The sequence below is a fragment of the Hymenobacter terrenus genome (genome assembly GCF_000972495.1).
Lineage (GTDB): Bacteria > Bacteroidota > Bacteroidia > Cytophagales > Hymenobacteraceae > Hymenobacter > Hymenobacter terrenus.
The window spans coordinates 1-20,570 of the sequence record NZ_LATM01000023.1 but is presented as its reverse complement, the minus strand read 5'-3'; the positions used below and the strand labels follow the sequence as shown (position 1 = coordinate 20,570).

Below are 20,570 nucleotides of genomic sequence, written 5' to 3'. Positions count from 1 at the left end.
TTGTTCTGCCAACTAGCAACCAGCAATCGGCAGCTATTCTTTAAGGCAACAGATGCAGCAATTTATCCTTGAGCACGGCAAAGTCCACGGGTTTGGTCAGAAAATCGTTGGCTCCTAAGCTCATAGCTTTTTTATAGCTCTCGTCGTCGCCGTACGCCGTAATCATCATCATGGTCGTGGGCGGCATCTCAAACTCCTCCTTCACGTGGCCCAGCAGTTCCAGGCCACTCATACCCGGCATGTTGATGTCGGAGAGGATAATAAGCACTTCGGAATGATGCGCTCGTAGAAAAGTCAGCGCTTCCTCGCCCGAAAATGCAAAGCTGAAGCTGAGTTCGCCGCTGCGGATTTCACGCCGAAACCGCTGCTGAAATAAATCTTTAACGTCGGTTTCGTCGTCAACAACCAGGATTTGCATAGAGAAAGCTTTCAGGTACAGGCCTGCGCCAAAGTTAGGCCCGGCGCGACTTAGGTGGGCAGAACAATGAGGAATTCCGTGCCCTCGCCCTCTTGGCTTACCACGGTGAGCGTGCCGCCGTGGCCGGTGGTCACGATGTCGTGCGAAAGCGACAAGCCCAAACCTGTGCCCTCACCGACGGGCTTGGTAGTAAAAAACGGCTGAAAAATCCTGGCCCGCACCGCTTCCGACATACCCGTGCCATTGTCGCGGATGCGGATTTCCACACTGCCTGGCACCGCTCGCGTAGTCACAGTTACCTCCGGAGAATAGGTGGGGTCAGGGTACTGGTATTGGCGCTGCTGCACGGCATAAAAGGCATTGGTAAACAAATTAATTAATACGCGCCCTAAATCTTGCGCCACTACCGGCACAGTGGGCAGGGCTGGGTCAAAAATGGTAGTTAGCTGGGCCGTGAAATCCTTGTCTTTGGTAAGCAGGCCGTGATAGGCCAAGCGCAGGCTTTCATCAACTAAATTGTTCAGGTCGGTAGCGACACGCTGGCCAGTGCCGGTGCGCGAATGCTCTAGCATGCCCTTGATAATAGACGTGGCGCGCTGCCCGTGCTGGCTGATTTTCTGCAAATTCTGCTTCAGGCCCACCAGAATTTCCTGCTCCAGGCTGGCGTTGCGATTGGGGTCGCGGCGCTCGCCGGTTATCTCATCCACCAAACTGGTGCTGACCTCGGCGAAGTTTTTCACGAAATTGAGGGGATTTTGCAGCTCGTGGGCAATGCCAGCCGTGAGCTCGCCCAGGAAAGCCATTTTCTCGCGCTGAACCAGCTGCTCCTGCGTGGCTTTCAGCTCGGCCAGCGACTGCTCCAGGGCCTCCCGGGCGCGTTGCTGCTGGCGGGCGTGGCGGCCCAGCAGTAGTGCCAATGCCAGCAGGCCTACTACGCCCGCAAGAAGGCCGTAAGTCCGAAACCGGACTTTGAGTGCCGCTTGGCTGGCGGCGGCTTCTTGGGCGCGCTGCTGCTCTCGGTAGTTCAGGTTTTGCAAGTGCATTACCTTCTCCTGCCCAAATAGTGTATCCTTCATTACCAGCATGATGCCCTGATATTTTAAAGCACTATCGGCCTGGCGGCGGGCTTTAAAATCGTGCGTAAGCAGGGTACTAGCATTGAGCACCCCCCGCAGAAAGCCGTTGGTCTGGGCGGCTTGGCAGCCCAGGCGGGCGTAGTAAATGCTCGAATCGGAGAGGCCCATCTGCCGGTAAAGCGTGGCCAGGCCCACGTAGGCAAAGTTGAGGCTGCGCAAATGGTGCACCTTTTTCGATTCGCGGATGCTTTCGCGGTAGAATGCGCGAGCTTCGGTCACGCGGCCTTCCTTGCGAGCCACGTTGCCCAGCCCGTACAGAATGTAGTTGGTGGGCGTGTGCAGACGGCGCGCCAAGACGTATGCCCGCTCTTGAAAAAGGCGCGCCGAATCGAGTCGATTAAATAGGTCGTACGCCAACCCAATGTTGCTTAACTCAATCACTACCCGATGCTCATCGCGCAACTGCTCGCCAATCTGCAAGGCTCGAAAGTAGTATGACAAGCCCCGGCGCTGGTCGCGCAAGTACACGTAAATGATGCCAATGCTGCGCAGATTCTGGGCGACCAAAGCTTGGTCGCGGGTGGTTTCGGCAATGCGCAGCGACTGCTGAAATACTTCCAGCGCACGGGCTAGGTTGCTTTCGCGCAAGGCCGCACCCAGGCGGTTCAGGGCCTCGCCTTCGCCGTGGCGGTAGCGAATAAGGCGGGCCAACGACAGCGCCTGAAGCGCATACACCGCCGCCGAATCAGTATTCTGGGTCCAAAGCTGGTCGCTAAGCTGGCACAGTAGAACCACTCGGTCAGTATCCGGCCGTGAATGGGTCAACAGTTGGCGCAGGCTGTCCATAGCAATGCTTTGGGCCGATACTGGCACCGGGGTGGCACCGGCACAAGACGAACCGCAGAGCAACCCCAGTAGCAGCGCGCACGCCCGTAAGACAGTAGATAAGTGTAATAAACTAGACAAGAGACTAATTAATAGTACGGACAATTAATAAATCTTCTGTCTCCTATGCTGCATTACCATACCCAAGCCACCACGGCCGGTGGATACAGCAGCCAAGCTCATCCGTAAGCCCCACCCTTTAGTTTGGCCCGTAATTTTGGCAGCGCGAAAGGAGCGGCTAATTTCGCGGTGGACGGCTCCTAACCAGTCTGGGTGGTTGCGGCGTGTGCCATTTCGCTGGCCCTTCAAAAGCATTGCCACCGCAGCCCATGGCCCGGAGATAAGCTTAGATAACTGAAGTGAGCGAGGCACGTGGAAAACAGAAGTGAAAAAATTGTTAACATCTCATTCTCCGATTTTGGGACGCGCTTTGAGACGTTCCGTACTACGTGTCAGCCTTCCCGCTGCTACTATCAGCAGGCCGCTTTAACCTCGCCAATAACGCCCTATTTCTGCACTGATGCATAATATATTGCAGTATCAACCAGCCAAGGATAGCGTGGAAAGGACAGACTACTGATTAACCGGCCTGATTAATAGGCAATCTAATAAGAAACTCGGTGTATTTCCCTTCTTGAGAATCAACTGTGAGCGTGCCAGCGTGCCCCTGGGTCACGATATCATAGCTCAGCGATAAGCCCAGGCCCGTTCCTTCGCCGCTAGGCTTAGTAGTAAAGAAGGGCTGAAAAATCTTTTGCCGCACTGTCTCGGGGATTCCCATGCCATTATCACGGATGCGAACCTCAACTTGGTCGCCCGCTTGATGGGTGTGGACTGCCACGGTGGGCGCATAGCCAGCCTCACCGCGCAGCTGGCGCTGGCGCACGGCATAAAAAGCGTTGCTGAACAGGTTGAGCAGCACCCGCCCCAGGTCGGGTCCGACGGCCGCAATCAGAGGTAGGTTGGGCGCGAAGTCAGTATTGAGGGTGGCATTAAAGGACTTGTCCTTGGCGCGCAAGCCCTGGTAGGCCAGGCGCAAGTATTCGTCGGCCAAGCGGTTGAGGTCGGTGGGCTGGCGGTCGCCGGTGCTGGCGCGGCTGTGCTCCAGCATGCCCTTCACGATGCTGGCGGCCCGCTGCCCATGGTGGTGAATCTTTTGCAGGTTCTGGGCAATGTCATCGAGTAGCTCGGCTTCCAGTTCCGGGTCGCGCTGGGCCCGGTTCTGCTCCTCGCGCAATTCACTCAGCATTTCCACGCTCACATCGGCGAAGTTGTTAACAAAGTTGAGCGGATTTTGAATTTCGTGGGCAATGCCGGCCGTGAGTTCTCCCAGGCTGGCCATTTTTTCGGATTGCACTAGTTGAGCCTGTGCCGCCCGCAGCTCGGCAAGGGCACCGCGCAGCTCCTCAGCCTGATGCGTGAGCGCGACGGTGCGCTCGGCCACCAGCCGCTCCAACTCCGCATTTTGCGCTTCAATAAGGCGCTTAGCGCGCTCTTCTTCTTCACGCACCAACCGCTCTTTCTCCAGCTGCTTTTTCTGACCGCGGGCAATCAACAGGAATGCAACCACCCAAATAATGACGAACCCCTGGCTGGTATCCATGAAGTCGTCGTAGATCTTGGGCATCTTGCCCCTCGGGTCTTCGAGCACTAGTTCGAGCACTTTATAGAGCACAAATGGTACCAGGCCAAAAAGCACCATTCGAGCCGGGCGGTAGTAGCGCACCTTCAACAGCACCGCCAGCCACACCAGCAGCACCAATAGCCAATAATAATCCCCTAGCAATGGAATGCTCAGCTTGAACAGGGCCGTCAGGAAGTACAGTAGCACAGCCGGCACCCAGATGTAGTTCAGGGCTTGGTTCCAGCGGGGCAGGCGCTGGGGTAGCTCTAAGGCTTTGCTCAGCAACCGGGTAAGAAGCACGGCCGCGGGGGCCACAAAAAGCAGGTCAATAATCGAGTGAGCCATAGCGAGAAATAAGCAGGGGCCTGTCAGTTCAGAGCGAAATTCCGACGTCTGCCCCTGGACAAGGTCAAATATCCCGGCCGAAGCCTGATAAGATAGGCAGACTGAGCTTCAACCAAACGGCAGAAATGTACTACCGGAGCTACCATCTGCCCCACGGCTATGTCGGCAGCGTAATAAGGAATTCGGTGCCTTCACCTTCCCGGCTCTCCACCGTGAGGGTGCCGCCGTGGCCTTTGGTCACGATGTCGTAGCTCAACGACAGGCCCAGTCCAGTGCCCTCGCCCGCGGGCTTAGTGGTAAAAAACGGCTGGAAAACCTTTGTCCGCACGGCTTCAGACATGCCCGAACCGTTGTCACGCACCCGGATTTCCACCCGCTGGCCGGTGGGTCGGTGGGTGCTCACGGTCACAATGGGCTCATAAGCCGGGTCAGATAGGCCTAGCGCGGCTGCCTGCTGGCGTTGGCGCACCGCATGAAAAGCATTGGTACACAAGTTCAGCAGCACGCGGCCCATATCCGTCGTCACCACGGCTACATCGCCCAGCTTGGGGTCAAATTCCTTGCCTAGCGTGGCTTGAAAGGACTTGTCAGTGGCGCGTAAGCCCTGGTAAGCCAGCGTCAGCGATTCTTCGGCCAGAGCATTGAGGTCGCTGGGCACACGCTGATTGGTACGGGAGCGCGAGTGCTCCAGCATATCTTTGATAATAGAGGAAGCCCGCTGGCCGTGCTGGCTGATTTGCTGCAAATTCTGCTTCAAGCCGGACAGGATTTCCTGCTCCAGCTCCGCTGCCCGGCCGGGTCCCTCGCTATTAATGCCATCGACGAGACTGGTGCTCACTTCAGCAAAGTTTTTCATGAAGTTGAGGGGGTTCTGCAACTCGTGGGCAATACCAGCCGTGAGTTCGCCCAGGAAAGCCATTTTCTCGGCCTGCACCAGCTGCTGCTGCGTCTTTTGCAGCTGGGCCAACGTGCGTCGGTTGACCTGCAGCTGCCGGTAGATAAAGACTCCCAAGGCCGAAACCAGCACGATGGTCAGCAATGCTCCGGCCAGTAACCAGCTGCTCAGGCGCAGCCGCTCGGCCTGCACGGCCTGGTCCTGCCGCAGGTTGCTGATTTGGGCATTCTGGGCTTGTTCAATCCGTTCGCTTTCGTAGTGAGCCACGTGAAACGTATTCTGCGCCGCGTTTATAGTATCGGTAAGGGCAATGTAGGCCTGGGAATAGCGCTGAGCCAGCGCCGGGCGCCCTTCAGCGGCATAGAATTCCGCAATTTGCTTTAGATACTTGGTTTTCAACACTCTGAGCTTAGCCGTGGTGGCTTTTTGCTGCGCCAGCATCCAGTGACGCTCGGCGCGGGTATAATCGTGCTGAGCCTGGTAGTACTGAGCCCAAGTGGCATCGAGTTCAAACTCCCCAGGCTTGCCCGAAAGAGGAAAGCCCACCGAATCTTCGAGTTGCTGAGCGCGCCGGAGCAGGGGCTCGGCCTGGGCAGGTAGTTGCTTTTGCAGCAACACCGCCGCCTTTTGCACCAGTCCGTACGCCTGGCCCATCTGCCGCTCATAGAGGTCCGAAACGTGGGTTGCCAGGGCCCAATCAGCCGACTGTAAGGCATCGGAATAGCGACCTTGCCGCGCATACAGCCGCGACAGGGACAGGTAAGTATACACCCGGCTCAGGTCTTGCACCCGCTGGAACTCGGGTTTCTCCTGGGCCAGACGCAGGTAGTATACGGCTTTGGCATCATTGCCCCAGTCGGCGTACACGGCCCCCACAACTAGCAGTTCCCCCACGTATAGAATGCGACTAAAGCTCAGGGCCGCGTCGGCGGCGCGCAACAGGTTGTCCAGACTGCGATTGTAGTCGCCCATGCGCCGGTAGTAACCACCTTGCGATATGTAGCAGGCCGCGACGTTTTCATTGATGCCGCGTAGCTGATAATAAGCCAATTTCTCTTCATAGTACCGCCGGCGCGCCTCCATGCCATTGCGCCGGTTATAAAGATTAACCAAGTCCATCAACAGCAGGGGAATGGGGTGCCCGATGTGGTCAAAGCTGGTCACTGCGGCTTTCATGGTATCAAGGGCCGCGGCGTTGTCGATATCCTGGTGCCAGAGCAACACGCCAGCACGCAGGTAGCGGTACGGACGGTCTTCCACTAGGCGTAGCTGCTGGTTGAGCGTCAGCAGCTGGTCGAGCAAAGGCAGGGCTTCCGCGTTGGTAGGCCGCAGGTCGAGCAGGTGAACCAAGGTGCGCAGCCGGGCCGAATCGGTGCGTTGCCGGGGCAAGGTGCGGGCCAGCGAATCGTAGTTCGCGTCCCAATACCGCTGCTTGGCCAGCAGAGGGCCGCTCATCAGCCACAGGACAAACACCGTCAAAATCCATTTCATAGGCGAAGCCTGAGGTTAGGATTAAAGGCCGGAGTGGGCACCAAACAGCTAAAAACTACCTGTGCCACGAAAAGCCTTGGTAGCCATAACACAAGCGGGGCATTTTTGAGACTCATCACAGGCAGAGAGAGAAAGGAGGCAACCCCAGGAGGAAAAAGCCGGCTCATTATGGCAAAAATGCTTTATCGGCGCCCGACCACAAATTTTAAGGCTGTAAAGATGACTTAATTCCGGTGCATCCGCACATATTTCGAGTAATAATGTAGCACCGCTGCACATTATATATAAACTTCACTTTGCTCTTCGGCGCAAAAAGCGGCCTATTACTTTTTCACGTACATTATCACTTGAAAAACAAGAACCTGATAACAACAAGCACCTATTCGGCACCGTGCATAGTTCTGATGCGGCGTGTGTAACATCCGTTTTTAATTGCTTGCTTTACCGCTACATTAAGCCAGCTACTATGATTGGCCCCGAACCGCATGCAAGTACAAGCCGCCGAGGACTTTATTATAACTGAATTGCAGCGCGGCCTCTCCCCCACGCTCTACTACCACGGCCTGCACCACACCCTCGATGTGACGCAGGCCACTGCGAAGCTCGCCGCAGCCGAAGGCATTACGCAGCCGGAAACCCTGGCTCTACTGCGCACGGCCGCCCTCTACCACGATGCCGGCTTTTTATATACCTACCAGGGCCACGAAGCCCGAGGCTGCGAACTGGCCCGCGCCGTGCTGCCTGGTTTTGGCTACACGCCCGAGCAGGTGACCCAAATATGCGCCATGATAATGGCTACCAAATACCCGCAGGAGCCCCACAACCACCTAGCCCAAATTCTCTGCGATGCTGACCTCGACTACCTCGGCCGACCCGATTTCGAGTCTATTTCTAACTCTCTCTTCCAGGAGTTGACCGGCCGCCAGTTCATTGCCACCGAGCACGCGTGGTTTCAGTTGCAGGCGCGCTTTTTGGCAAGCCACCATTACTGGACGGCCACGGCAGTGGCCCAGCGTGCGGCCCCCAAGCAAGCACGACTAGACCACATCTTGGCCCGCTTGGCCGACTGGCCCGAAACGAATGCACCCGCGTAGGCTATCATAATATATTAAATAATTTTAATAATTAAGCAGTTGAGCTACCGGATGTGCTATGCACCGCAAGTCAAGCACTACGGATAGGCTGCATGCGCTCATTAGCTAGTATATGACTGTGTGGCAAATCAGTGTTTCAGGCAATATCAAATTACAAAGCCACCAGGAGTAGGAAGCAGTTTTTTCACACACTGCTACTTGATTAAAATTAGTAATCAGCTAAGCCGTTGCGGAGCGAGTATACCTCGATAAAGCCATTTGCCAGGAGTAGCTGGGCTGCTTTCTGGCTGCGCACGCCGCTGGCGCAGTGTACTACCACAGGCACTTCGGGCGATAGTTGAGCTAACTGCTCCGTCAACTGGACCAGCGGGATTAATTGCCCACCAATGCTGCGCCGTGCTTGCTCATGCGGCTCGCGCACGTCGAGTAGCTGCAACGGCCGGAGGCTCTGCTGCCAGGCCTTCAACTCGTCAGCACCGATTTCGGGCGCGCGGTCAGGATTCACTGCTAGCCGTACTTCACCACAAAAGGCAGTATAATCGGGAGCGAGCTCGGTGAGTTGCTGATTGGCCGCTAGGGCCCGGAAACGGATGGTTTGAAACCGCATGCCTAGCACATCAACCAGCAATAGGCGCCCGCTGAGCACCTCGCCCAGTCCCAGAATAATTTTGAGTGCTTCAGCCGCCTGCATGGTGCCCACCAGACCCGGTAGCACTCCCAAAACCCCAGTTTCCGAGCAACTGGGCGCATCGCCGGGCGCCGGAGGCTCAGGGTAGAGGCAACGGTAGGTAGGACCGCCTTGGTAATTGAATACCGAAACCTGGCCCTCAAACTTGAAAATAGCCCCGAATACCAGTGGCTTGCCAAGAATTACACAAGCATCGTTGACCAAATAACGGGTGGCGAAATTATCCGAGCAGTCCACCACAACGTCATAGCCAGCGAATAATGCCAAGGCATTAGTGGCAGAAAGGTGCACTTGGTGCGTGCGCAACTCAATAAATGGGTTCTGGGCATGCAGCCTTGCAGCGGCTACCACGGCCTTAGGGTGGCCCACGTCGGCAGTAGAATAGAGGACCTGACGCTGCAGGTTGCTATCGTCAACGGTGTCGAAATCGAGCAGGCCTAGTGTGCCCACACCGGCCGCAGCCAAGTATTGCAGCACGGGGCAACCCAGGCCGCCGCAACCCACCACCAGTACTTTGGCCGCCTTCAGTTTCTGCTGGCCGAGAGGACCAACTTCGGGCAACAAGAGGTGGCGATTGTAGCGGTTGTTTTCGGCAGCAGAAAAGGTTGGTTCGGTGGTATTCATCAGAGGTGACAAAGGATAGTCCTTTTTCCAAACAGCTTCGTGCCCCAATCGGCACAACTGTAACTGCAATCTCGGCTGGTTGGCGCCGATATTTTAACCTACAAGCTGTCTCAACACTTCCGGCGCAATTACCATTGATAATGACGAGCTAAATTTGCCTGCTCCAACAAGTTCCTCGCAAGAAAAGCTCTTCCGATTAAGCGCAATTTTCTATTTAACATAATAAATAAACAGCAATCCGCGTTTAATAACTACCTGATAGCCAAAAGCAAATCTAGAAGCTTCGACCCAACTGGTGCTTTTGAAAGGCAATAGTATCCGATTCTCTAGTATTGCCAGTTAAAGCCGAACTGTGGTGATGCTGACGTTACCTCGCGGCCGTGCTTGACCAACTTAAGCGTATGTTGGCTGAGACTTAAACTATAGATAATAGAGAAGCAGGAGCCAAATCAAGACTCGCCCATGCATTGATCCTACTCGCTCATCAGCATTAATCTAGGCGAACTCTACGCCCCTTCCTATGAGTGCCGCTCAGTAGGATATCTCTTGAGGCCTGCGCTTGAATTCCGACAATGCTGGCCCATTGCCTAGTGAGATTCAGACGGCAGTTGGGCTCGAAAGCAAAAAATCCAATAACTTCGCTGCAAACGCGTTGCGTTTAGCATGCCTTCTATTGATTATGCAAAAGAGTCTACTTTTCTTCGTGTTATTGGGAACTCCGTTGGCGGTGCGTGCCCAAGTTGATTCGGTGCGGGCAAGTACGTTGCCGGGCCCGCAGCTAGCCGAAAGAGCTTATAATAGCGGCCTCGCCAGCTTCAATGCCCAGAGCTACCCGGCCGCACTGCGCAGCTTCGACCAGGCCATTGGGGCCAAGCCCAATTTTGCGGCGGCTTATACCAACCGCGCCGCTACTCGCTACGAGCTAAAAAACTATCCGCAGGCCGTGGCTGATTACGACCAGGCGCTCAAGCTGGAACCTGGAAACTATGCCAGCTATTTCGGCCGGGCACGAGCCCGCGAGGCCCAAAATCAAATTACTGAGGCTGAGCAAGACTACTCCGAAGCACTGAAGGTCAAGCCCGATTATGCCCCCGCCTGGTACAACCGCGGCGTGTTGCGCTTCGAAAAAGGCGAATACCAAGCCGCCCGCGATGATTTCGATGGAGCCATCAAGGCCGACCCCAAAATGGCCTACGCCTACCACGACCGTGGCAGCACCAACCAAAAGTTGAATAACCATCCCGCCGCTGTCCAGGACTACGCCCAAGCGTTGGCACTGCAACCCGACTTGCTGTCGGCCCTGCTCAACCGGGCCACTGTGGAGCGCCATGCCAACCAGTTGCCCCAAGCCCTGCAGGACTACGACGCCTACATTGCCAAAAGGGCCGACAATGCCCTCGCTTTCAATAACCGGGGCAGCGCCCGCTTCGAAAACAAGGACTACGCCGGCGCCATCGCCGATTTTAGTCAAGCCATTAAGCTCGACCCCAAGTACGCCTACGCCTGGAACAACCGGGCCGCAGCCCAGCTCAAGCTGGAGAAATACGCCGAAGCCGATGCCGATGCCAGTGAAGCCATCAAGCTAAAAGCTGAGTATGCGGAAGCTTATCTCAACCGGGGCCACGCCCGTGAAATGCTCCGCCAAGCCGATCAAGCCTGCCAGGACTGGCGCCGCGCCGCTGAGTTGGGTATCGCCGTGGGCGATAACTACGCCGCCGCCGCCGGCTGCGCGGGCGAAGCCCAATAGCGTTCTGACGCGAAAGGCGGCGCTGCCTTATCGCATTCGCCCATCGAAATACCTCCGCACTCTTCCCGCCACCGCCCGACAATTGAACGCACCAGAGCGCGTTCCTAATTATTCCTTCTTGCTGCAATGTCCCACTTTTTCCGCCTGCTGCTATTCCTGCTCCTAACTAGTGGCCTCTCTGCCGCTGCCCAGAGCGTAGCCTTCACCAAAGACCAATTCGGCAGCGACAAGGATGGCTTGCGCGAGGCCCTTCGCGCGTTGAAGGACGGCGACACCGAGTACCGTGCCGACCCGCCGCGCTACGCACAAGCCCTCCCCCACTATCTGCAGGCCCAGACATTTAACCCCAACAATGCGGCTCTGAATGTGAAAATCGGCGACTGCTACCTCAACTCGCCCACCAAAACCGCGGCCCTGCCCTACCTGGAGAAAGCCGCCAAGCTCGACGCTACAGCCGATGCCCGCACACACTACCTGCTGGCCCGCGCCCTGCACCTGAACGCCAAGTGGCGCGAGGCCATTGCCGAATACCAGCTTGCCCAGCCCGTGGGCAGCAACACCCGCAACGGCGATGCCGGCGCGGTAACGGGCAACGACTTGCAGCGGCGCATTCAGGAGTGCCGCAATGGCCAGCAACTGATGGAGCACCCCACGCGTGTGTTCATCGACAATGCCGGGCCGGAGCTGAACTCGGCAGACTCGGACTACGGGCCGGTGGTATCGGCCGACGAGTCGACCATTCTCATCACCTCGCGCCGGTCGGGCTCAACGGGCGGCAAAAAGGACCCTGAAGGGAATGGCTATTTTGAAGACATTTACGAGGCAACCTGGAAGGACAAGACTTGGAGCCGCGCCACCAACTTAGGCACGCCCGTGAACACCGAAGACCACAACGCAACCGTCGGCGTCTCGCCTGACGGCCAGCGCATGCTCGTGTACGAGGGCACCAATGGCGGCGACTTGCTCGAAGCCAGCCTCCACGGCATCACGTGGGGTAAGCCCAAGCAGCTAGGCGCACGCATCAATACGCGCGGCCACGAAACCTCTGCCAGCTACTCGCCTGATGGCCGCTACCTCTACTTTGTGAGCGACCGGCCGGGCGGCGCAGGGGGCTCCGACATCTATAAAGTAGAGCTTGAAAGCCGTGCCCCAGCCGTGAGCTTAGGGCCGATTATCAACACCGCCTACGGCGAGGAAGGCGTATTCATGCAGCCCGATGGTAAAACGATATACTTCTCCTCGGAAGGTCACAACTCCATGGGTGGCTACGACATCTTTAAGTCGGTGTTTGAAAATGGGAAATGGAGCGAGCCCGAAAACCTCGGCTGGCCCATCAATACGCCCGACGATGATGTGTTTTTTGTAACCTCGGCCTCAGGACGGCACGGCTACTACTCCAGCGACCGGCCCGGTGGGCTGGGCGCCAAAGACATCTACCGCATCACCTTCCTTGGCCCCGAAAAACAGCCGCTTCTAAGCGAAGAAGACCAGCTGCTGGCCTCCCGCCTCGCCCCAGTGAAGCAGGCCATACTAGCCCCAGCCGTGGCAGTAGCCACGGCTCAAGTCACCATCCTCAAAGGCACCGTGACTGATGACGCCACCAAAAAGCCACTCGAAGCCACCATCGACCTCATCGACAACATCAGCGGGCAGACCATTGCCTCGTTTCGCAGCAACGCCACCTCGGGTAAGTACCTGGTGAGCTTGCCCTCGGGCACCAACTACGGCATTGTGGTGCGGCAGGATGGTTACCTCTTTCACTCCGAAAACTTTAATCTACCCGTAGGCGCCGCCTATGCCGAGGTAGTAAAGGATATTCCCATGAAGCGCCTGGAAGTGGGCACCACCATCGTGCTGCGCAACATTTTCTTCGACACTGGCAAGGCCACTCTGCGCCCCGAAAGCAAGGCTGAGTTGGAGCGCCTGCAAAAGCTTTTGGTTGAAACCCCGGCCCTGAAGCTGGAAATGGCCGGTCACACTGACAATGTGGGCGAAGCCGCCAGAAACCAGGACCTCAGCAAACGGCGCGCCCAAGCGGTGGTCACCTACCTCACCCAGCACGGCATCGTGGCAACGCGCCTCACTGCCGCCGGCTACGGCGAAGCCAAGCCCGTAGCCCCCAACACCACGAAAGCCGGTCGGCAGCTCAACCGCCGTACCGAGTTTAAGGTAACCGCCAAGTAGAACCGTAGCCGAGCAAAAACCCGCTTTCATGCCGCCATATGGGCTGACAATCGGAATGTCAGCGAATAAGGAAGCTCGACGCTCTACCTTGCAGTGTCAAACGACTAGTCAACTGGTCGGGCTACACTCTCTGCTTGAAATTACTGCTTCACTTTTTGTACACCCGGCGGTTGGGCCTGCTGTTGCTGGCGCTGCTGACAACGCTGCTGCTGCTCACAAGGCCCGCTAGTGCTCAGCAAACCTTTTTGCGTCAGTTTGGACCGGCCGAAGGGCTACGGCCGCCATTTATCTACGCCCTGCTGCAAGACCGGCAAGGCTACCTCTGGCTGGGCACGGGCGAAGGCCTCCTCCGCTACGATGGCACCCACTTCGTCACCTTCACTAAAGACGACGGACTGGCCGAGGACTTTGTGGTGTCGCTGCGCGAAGACCCGGTCAGTGGCCAGTTGTGGGTGGGACATTATCAGGGTGGAATTTCGGTTAAAAAAGATGCTCTGAGCGTCTTCACGGCTACAACCCGAGCCACGGTGCCCACCAGCCTGCGCTTATCTGCCGATGGCCCGCCGCCCGTCGATACCACGGCTATTAATCGCTACTTGCGGCGCTATTACCTGCGCCTGCCTCCCAACGTGGTGCCCATCTGTCTGCTCGAAGACCGCGAGGGCAATACTTGGCTGGGCACAGCTGGGCACGGCCTGTGGCGGCACTCCGACCGTCAGTTGCGCCGCTACCCCACTCCGGCTGGCAGTTCGCCGCCAGTGGCTTTGTGCCCCGGTGCCCAGGGAACATTGGTTATCGGCACCGCCGCCGGTTTGCAAACTGCCAGCCCCAATGGCAGGCTCAGCAAGCTCTTGAATAACGGCCCGACCATGCCGATACGGGCCGTGCTGCCGCTGCCAAACTCTGGGCGCGGGTACTGGGCCGGCACCGATGGCGACGGGCTTTGGCAATACACGCCCTCGCGCCCGCCGCGTCGGGTCATTACTCTCCCCACCAACCTTGAAGTTACGGCCCTGACCTACGCGGCGGGCAGCGGCCTCTGGGTAGGTACTACGGCCGACGGCCTTTACCAAATCCCCGCCGACACTACTCAGCCGGTACGCCACTTCACCACGGCCGAAGGCTTGCTACACAATACGATATACGCCCTACTGGCCGACCACACCGGCCGGGTATGGGTAGGCACCCATGGCACTGGCCTGGCGACTTACGACCCTGTTGCGCAGCATTTTGAATACTATCAATTGAGCAGCGGCGGGGTAGCCATCAGCAGCTTTGCCGAAGACGCCACGGGCCGCGTCTGGGTGGGCACCGAGGGCCAGGGCTTGTACTGCCTGACTGGCAAAACCTGGCAACATTATGGTGCCGACCGCAGCCGCTCCACCAACTTTGTGTACGGCTTGCTCGCGCTTCCCGCCCTCACTAAAACTGCTGATGCAGGCGCGTGGCTGCTGCTTTCGCACCTGCAAGGGCTTTCGTTGCTTGAGGTGCGCACCGGAAAATTCACTCCACTGGCCGCGGCCACCGACACCCTGGTACGCGACTGCCGTGGACCACTGGCCCTGACCACCGAGGTCAAACCCGTGGCGTGGGCCGCCACCCGCGCCGGTCTCGTGCGGCTCGACCTGCACGAGGCCCTCGACCGGACGCGGGAGCTGCCGCCGGGCCTGATGCTCACCGCTGCCGAAGTTGACGGCGACCCGCGCCCGGTAGCAGGACTGGGCCAGTTATCGGCCACCCGCCACCGGCTGCGCTTTGGCTTCGAAGGACTGAGCCTGGCGGCCAGCGGCGAGCCGTTGGAATACCAGTACCGCCTGCTGGGCCTCGCCGATGCCTGGAGCCGGCCCAGTGCCGCGCCCGAAGCACAGCTCCCCGGCCTCGACGCGGGCCGCTACAAGCTGGAGGTGCGGGCTCGCCGCGGAGCCGAAGGCCCCTGGAGCGCCATCCGCACCGTTAGCTTTAGCATTGCCACCCCGTTTTGGCGCACTTGGTGGTTTGCCACACTGGTGATTTTGGGCGTGGGGAGTTCAGTATTTGGCATCGTGCGGGCCCGTGAGCGCGCCTTGCGCCACACCCAGCTCGTGTTGGAACGCACCGTGGCAGAGCGCACCGCCGAGCTGCGGCAGCAAAAAGCTCACATTGAAGAAATCAACGCCGACCTAGTAGTGGCCCGCGACGCGGCCGAAGCCTCACGCCAGGCGAAAGCGCAATTTCTGGCCAATATGAGCCACGAAATTCGCACCCCGATGAATGCCGTTATCGGCCTCACCAACCTGCTGCAAGCCACCCATCCCACTACCGAGCAGCGCGAGTATCTCACGGCCATCGAGTCGTCGTCGCAAAACCTGCTGGTTATCATCAACGACATCCTCGACAGCTCCAAGATGGAAGCCGGCAAGCTTACCTTGGAGCAAGTGCCCTTCCGGCTGCCCGAAGCAGTGCGGCGGCTGGCTGCCATGTTCAAATTTGCCACCGAGAGCAAGGGGCTGTTTTTCTCCGTGAACGTAGCCGACAACGTGCCTGCCGCCGTGCTGGGCGACCCGGTGCGCCTCAACCAGATTTTGGTAAATCTCGTCGGCAATGCCATCAAATTTACCCGGCAAGGCGGTGTCACCATTTCCGTATCGGTAGTCGCCCAGGCGCATGCCTCCCCTATCTCGATTACTCACTCCTCTATTCGCTTTTCGGTACGCGATACCGGAATTGGAATTCCTTCCAACAAGCTGGGGGCCATTTTTGAGGATTTCTCGCAGGCTAACACCTCCACCACCCGCGAGTTCGGTGGTACAGGCCTGGGCTTGAGCATTGCCCGCAACCTCGTGCAGCTCCACGGCGGCCAGCTAGGCGTGACGAGCGAAGAAGGTCAAGGCTCCGAGTTTTTCTTCGAGCTAACCTACGAAGTAGCCAACCCCGACGCCGCCCAGCCCGAAGCGCACCACGGCTTGCTCGCACCCTTCGAGCCCGCCCTTCGCGTGCTGGTGGCCGAAGACAATGCCCTCAACCAGCTCGTAGCACGCAAAACCCTGGAAGCTTGGAATATTCAGGTCGTCATTGCCGAAAACGGCCGCCTCGCCGTGGAAGCCGTCACTGCCGCTTCCCAGCCCTTCGACGCCATTCTGATGGATGTGCAGATGCCCGAAATGGACGGCTACGAAGCCGCTCGGCAACTCCGCCAGCAGTTTCCCGATACCCAGCGGCTTCCCATCATTGGCCTCACCGCATCCGTACTGCCCGAGGACCGGCTATTGGCCTTGGCCGCTGGCATGAATGATACCCTGGCCAAACCCTTCGAGCCAGCGGTGCTTTACGCTCGTCTGGCTTACTTCACTGGCCGCCCAGCCGCCGAGCAGTCGCCTGGTTCACAAGCCGATAGCTCGGCCGCTAACTCACCCACTCATTCCACCATCTCGCCCGACTGGCATTTACTGGAAGAGCTGGCCGGCGGCAACGAGGGTTTCCTCCGCCAGATTGTGCGCACTTTCCTCGCCGAGGCCCCCGCCCTCGAAGCCCTGTTGGCCGCTACCTGCCCGAGCGACCCCGCGGTTCTGGCCAGCACTGCTCATAAGCTGAAAGGTCAGGTAGCATACTTCGGCGTGCCGGTGCTACACACGCAGCTCGACGAGTTGGAACGCGCCGCCCGCCACCCTGCCTGCCCCTACTGCGAACCCCTGGTGGCCACCATCCGCCAGCAGTTGGCCGAGCTCTACCCCCAGCTCGAAGCCCGCGCCGAAGCTTAAAAACCGCTCCCGGCAAGCTACATTCGCCAGCAGAATTCCTTAAAAGCCCGCCAGTATGTCTACTGCTCTGCGTTGCCTGGTTGTCGATGACGACCCGCTCTCAGTTCAAGTGGTGCTCAATTGCATCGCCAACACGCCTTTTCTGTCCACCGCCGGCAGCTACACCAACCCCATTGAAGCAGCCGAGGCACTGCGTACGCAACCCATCGACCTACTGTTTCTGGACGTGGAAATGCCATTACTGTCGGGAATCGACTTGCTGCGCACCATGCAACGCCAGCCTCTGGTCGTGCTTATTACGAGCAGCAAAGACTACGCCGTGCAGGCCTTTGAGCATGCCGTGGTCGACTATCTGGTAAAACCCGTTAGCTACGCCCGCTTCCTGCAAGCCGCGCAAAAGGCTCTTGAGGCCTTCCAGCGCCAACCCACCCCCGGCGCCGATGCCATTGAGGCGCCTGCTCCCGATGCGGACTTCACCTTCGTCAAAGTTGACAGTAAACTAGTGCGTGTGGGGTTTGATGAAGTGCTTTACGTGGAGGCCCTCGGCGATTATGTCCATATCGTCACCGGCCAAAGCAAACTCATCGTGTACAGCACCATGAAGGCAGTAGAGGAGAAGTTTCCCAGTCTCCGCTTCGTGCGCGTCCACCGTTCCTTCATCGTTAATATCAACCGTATCCAAGTCCTCGAAGACAGCTCGGTAATCATTGAAGGTAAGCACATTCCTGTGGGCCAGACCTACCTACGGGAGGTCCTGCAACGCCTCAATAAATTTTAGCCGCACCTATTGTCAGGCATCCGGTTGTATTCAACATTTCTCCCGCTTAATTCTGCAGTATGCGCGCTTGCCCGATTACTTTCCGCGCTACGCTTATTCCTTTCGTGGTATTGCTGCTGGCAAGCGCGGGCGCTAATGCTCAGCAAGCCGGCGATACTACCAGTGTAAATTGTGGCCCGCCGCTACCCCGCATGCTGTGCGTCGACCTCGACGGTCGCGCGTCCATTGACCCCGCCGCCGGCCCTCTCACCTATCGCTGGCAAATGGGCGACGGCACCACCCTCACGGGGCCCGTCGTGAATCATTGCTATAAGGAGCGCAAAAACTACGTGGTGCAGCTCGACGTCATAGTCGATAATACCGGCGAGGTGCGCACCGGCCAGAAATACATTCCTATCAACCTCGTGCAGCAAGACGTGGTGGATTTCTCTGCTCAGCCCAGCCGGGTGCGCGTTGGCCAGTCCGTCGCCTTTGCCGCCCCCGAGGCTCAGCTCCTCGCCTGCCAAAACGTGCAGCTCATCTGGGATTTTCGCGACGGCACCGTGGTTCAAGGTCGCACGGCCCAGCACGTTTTCCGGCGCCCCGGCACGTATTCTGTGCGGTTTAGCATGCGGGGCTACGGGTCCGACGCCTGCATAGCCAGCCACTGTGTCTCACGCGAAATCGTAGTCGAGCCGTAGCCGGCAGCCGCTGTGCGTGCTGCCTCCTAACACATATCGCGGCTTTTTCGCCTACTAAACATCTGGTAGCCATAACTTAAAACGCGACCACCGTTTAGAACTTACCCCCCTTTAAACGCGCACCAGCGGCGAAACGGCATGAGCCTTCCCCTGGCAGGGAGGCGAGTACTCACACCGGCAGTAGGAGCAATCCTGTATTTTCGCGGACTCCTTCCCCTACGCTACCATGCCTCCTATTCTACATGCCGAGTTTCAGGGGGCCGGCGTGCGGGCGCGCTGCACCCACGTCAGTCACTCGCTCTACCAGCCCATCGACGCGCGGGGACGCCCCAGCAGCACCGTGCTACTGGACCGTCTCAAACTCACCTTCACCGGCGAAACGGCTTTCTGGACCATCTGGGAGCAATTAGTCCTCGACTCGTTCCGTCATATCAGCGGGCACGTAGGCTTTTTTCAGGCCGAAGGCCACACCCGGCACCGGCTCACGTTCTACAACGCCTACTGCGTCAACTATGAGCTTCGCTTCGATGCCCGCGGCCGGGAGGGGCAGCCCTCGCTGGCAGTGGACGTGTCCTTCGCCGCTGCGGCCGTTGCCCTCAACGGCGCTCACGTCGAAGCCCATTCCAACCTGTGGTGAGAGCAGGATGCCCAGGTCCGGTTCCGCGCCCTGAGCAAACCGGCCGACTTGCTGCCCTCGCTGCCCTCGCTGCCCTCGCCCCACCTGGCCGCTGCGCTGCAACCGCCCCCGCCTCCCACCACACCAAAGGCGCGGCCGGAATCTCCTCGACCGCCCAAAACCGCGCTTAATCCCAGAAAAAAGCCCCTCTATGCGCCTACCATTGCCAAATGGTATAAGAAAGGCGGTTCTATTGAAGTGCTTCCCAATGGCAATTGGCAATACACTGATTGGGAACACAACTCGGTTGAATACGAGGGCGACGAACCCAATTTTGACAAGTACACCCGTCAGCAGGTTGACATTGACGATATGCAGGGTGATTGCACCACTGACTTTGACAAAGCCGATGCAAAAGCACCAAACGGACCAAAATTGGAGGACAATACGTGGCATCACAAGCAGAACATGAGGACAATGCAGGAAGTAGACCGAGAAATACACCAACGCTTCACGCATTATGGCGGTCGTTACATGGTCAAACAGACTAGGGCCATCAGTACTGGTAAGACATATAAATCCACCAAACGCGGCAAACTATCATGAATATTACCTCTTGGGGCAGGCTTGATGAAGCAGCCATTATAGCTTTCGAGCAAAAGATAGGGTTCCCCCTACCGGAAGACTATCGAAACTTCCTACTAGGGAACAATGGAGCTAAAGCGAACCGCCAAGTCTTTTTTGTGAAGGATTTGAATCAGGACGTGATGCTCGATGTATTTTTTGGGATTACTCACCACCGGTCTAGGTCCCTCACACTCGGTTATTGGTTGAAGGAATTAGGTGACGAAATAGGGCCTACGGATCTGCTTATCGGCTCTGACCCAGGAGGCAGGTTTTTGCTTTACGCTACCAGTGGTGAGGAAAAAGGAGTGTACTACTGGGACAATAATCATTTCTTCGCTCAATCATCAGAAGAAGAAGGAAATACGTATTTTGTTGCTGATTCCTTCGCAGAATTTTGCGATTCACTTATGGACTATACCCCAGCAAAACTTTAACCCTGACCTTCGCCGATTAATCGGAAGCGCAGCCAACTCTGGTGAAGAGCCCTCGGCTGCTACCCCACCCAGCGTTGCCGTTTCGTCCTCGACTGGGCAGGGTAGTTTCCAAACGTCCAAGAGCCTGTAACGATGAATTGCATGCCTTTTAGCGCAGTCACCGAGCAAGATATAGTTACCTTGGAGCAACAACTCGGCGCACGTTTGCCTGATGATTACCGCCAGTTTCTATTGCAGACCAACGGCGTGGACATTCTCGACCAAACGTTTTTTGTCAAGGACCTCGACCAAGAAGTAATGCTGCATGTGCTGTTTGGGCTTACTAACCCTACCTCTCGCGGCCTGACAATGGCCTATTGGTTGAAGGAATACGGCGATGAAATTGACCCCTACACCCTCATTATTGGCAAAGATGCAGGAGGCCGTTTTTTACTGTACACGGTAGCCGGCGAGGATACAGCAGGCATCTACTATTGGGACCACAACGATTCTTTCCCTCAATCTAAGGACGGAGAGGGCAACACCTACTTTGTAGCGGACACTTTTACTGAGTTCTGCGATTCGTTGCGCGACTACACCCCTGTGAGGTGGTCTAGCTAAGCCGGACAGAGTAGGGACGTGGTTTGA

The 20,570-nt window shown here is 57.6% G+C and carries 15 protein-coding genes; 10 read left to right on the top strand and 5 right to left on the bottom strand.

Features of this window, described 5'->3' with window-relative positions:
* Positions 1–40: 40 nt before the first annotated feature.
* From WX88_RS20495 to WX88_RS31525, 4 genes are all read right to left on the bottom strand, one after another.
* Positions 41–418 (bottom strand): response regulator, encoded by a 378-nt coding sequence (locus tag WX88_RS20495; RefSeq protein ID WP_046246287.1) that lies wholly within the window; start codon positions 416–418, stop codon positions 41–43.
* Between the two features lie 50 nt (positions 419–468).
* Positions 469–2,460, bottom strand: a complete 1,992-nt coding sequence (locus tag WX88_RS31530) for a tetratricopeptide repeat-containing sensor histidine kinase (RefSeq protein ID WP_156176311.1) — start codon at positions 2,458–2,460, stop codon at positions 469–471.
* 499 nt (positions 2,461–2,959) lie between these two features.
* Positions 2,960–4,348 carry a sensor histidine kinase gene (locus WX88_RS20485; protein ID WP_052732909.1) on the bottom strand — a complete coding sequence of 463 codons (1,389 nt, stop codon included), beginning with the start codon at positions 4,346–4,348 and terminating at the stop codon, positions 2,960–2,962.
* A gap of 157 nt (positions 4,349–4,505) precedes the next feature.
* Positions 4,506–6,734 carry an ATP-binding protein gene (locus tag WX88_RS31525; protein WP_052732908.1) on the bottom strand — a complete coding sequence of 743 codons (2,229 nt, stop codon included), beginning with the start codon at positions 6,732–6,734 and terminating at the stop codon, positions 4,506–4,508.
* Between the two features lie 485 nt (positions 6,735–7,219).
* On the opposite strand from WX88_RS31525, the gene WX88_RS20475 reads away from it, so the two are divergent.
* Positions 7,220–7,828, top strand: a complete 609-nt coding sequence (locus tag WX88_RS20475; RefSeq protein ID WP_046246321.1) for an HD domain-containing protein — start codon at positions 7,220–7,222, stop codon at positions 7,826–7,828.
* Positions 7,829–8,036: 208 nt separating this feature from the next.
* Here the strand turns inward: WX88_RS20475 and moeB are convergent, their stop codons facing one another.
* Entirely contained in the window at positions 8,037–9,140 is a 1,104-nt protein-coding gene (moeB, locus tag WX88_RS20470) for a molybdopterin-synthase adenylyltransferase MoeB (protein ID WP_046246286.1), read from the bottom strand.
* Between the two features lie 679 nt (positions 9,141–9,819).
* Between moeB and WX88_RS20465 the strand changes: the two genes are divergently transcribed.
* The 9 genes from WX88_RS20465 to WX88_RS20425 all read left to right on the top strand — a co-directional run bounded on the left by WX88_RS20465 (position 9,820) and on the right by WX88_RS20425 (position 20,543).
* Positions 9,820–10,887, top strand: a complete 1,068-nt coding sequence (locus tag WX88_RS20465; protein ID WP_156176310.1) for a tetratricopeptide repeat protein — start codon at positions 9,820–9,822, stop codon at positions 10,885–10,887.
* A gap of 126 nt (positions 10,888–11,013) precedes the next feature.
* The gene (locus WX88_RS20460; protein ID WP_052732907.1) at positions 11,014–13,071 is read left to right on the top strand and encodes an OmpA family protein; all 2,058 of its coding nucleotides are present in this window, start codon (positions 11,014–11,016) and stop codon (positions 13,069–13,071) included.
* A gap of 134 nt (positions 13,072–13,205) precedes the next feature.
* Positions 13,206–16,808: a hybrid sensor histidine kinase/response regulator gene (locus tag WX88_RS28045; protein WP_082116182.1), complete on the top strand. Its 3,603-nt coding sequence runs from the start codon at positions 13,206–13,208 to the stop codon at positions 16,806–16,808.
* 55 nt (positions 16,809–16,863) lie between these two features.
* Complete coding sequence (locus tag WX88_RS20450; RefSeq protein ID WP_046246284.1) at positions 16,864–17,586, top strand: LytR/AlgR family response regulator transcription factor; 723 nt, start codon at positions 16,864–16,866, stop codon at positions 17,584–17,586.
* 59 nt (positions 17,587–17,645) lie between these two features.
* Positions 17,646–18,266, top strand: a complete 621-nt coding sequence (locus WX88_RS20445) for a PKD domain-containing protein (protein ID WP_046246283.1) — start codon at positions 17,646–17,648, stop codon at positions 18,264–18,266.
* Positions 18,267–18,492: 226 nt separating this feature from the next.
* On the top strand, positions 18,493–18,903 hold the full coding sequence (gene tssD, locus WX88_RS20440; protein ID WP_046246282.1) for a type VI secretion system tube protein TssD: 411 nt from the start codon (positions 18,493–18,495) through the stop codon (positions 18,901–18,903).
* Positions 18,904–18,951: 48 nt separating this feature from the next.
* On the top strand, positions 18,952–19,488 hold the full coding sequence (locus WX88_RS28960; protein ID WP_197076875.1) for an HNH endonuclease: 537 nt from the start codon (positions 18,952–18,954) through the stop codon (positions 19,486–19,488).
* On the top strand, positions 19,485–19,943 hold the full coding sequence (locus tag WX88_RS20430) for an SMI1/KNR4 family protein (RefSeq protein ID WP_046246281.1): 459 nt from the start codon (positions 19,485–19,487) through the stop codon (positions 19,941–19,943). Before WX88_RS28960 ends, WX88_RS20430 begins: the two co-directional genes overlap by 4 nt.
* A 132-nt stretch (positions 19,944–20,075) precedes the next feature.
* Complete coding sequence (locus tag WX88_RS20425) at positions 20,076–20,543, top strand: SMI1/KNR4 family protein (protein ID WP_082116181.1); 468 nt, start codon at positions 20,076–20,078, stop codon at positions 20,541–20,543.
* The last annotated feature ends 27 nt before the right edge of the window (positions 20,544–20,570 follow it).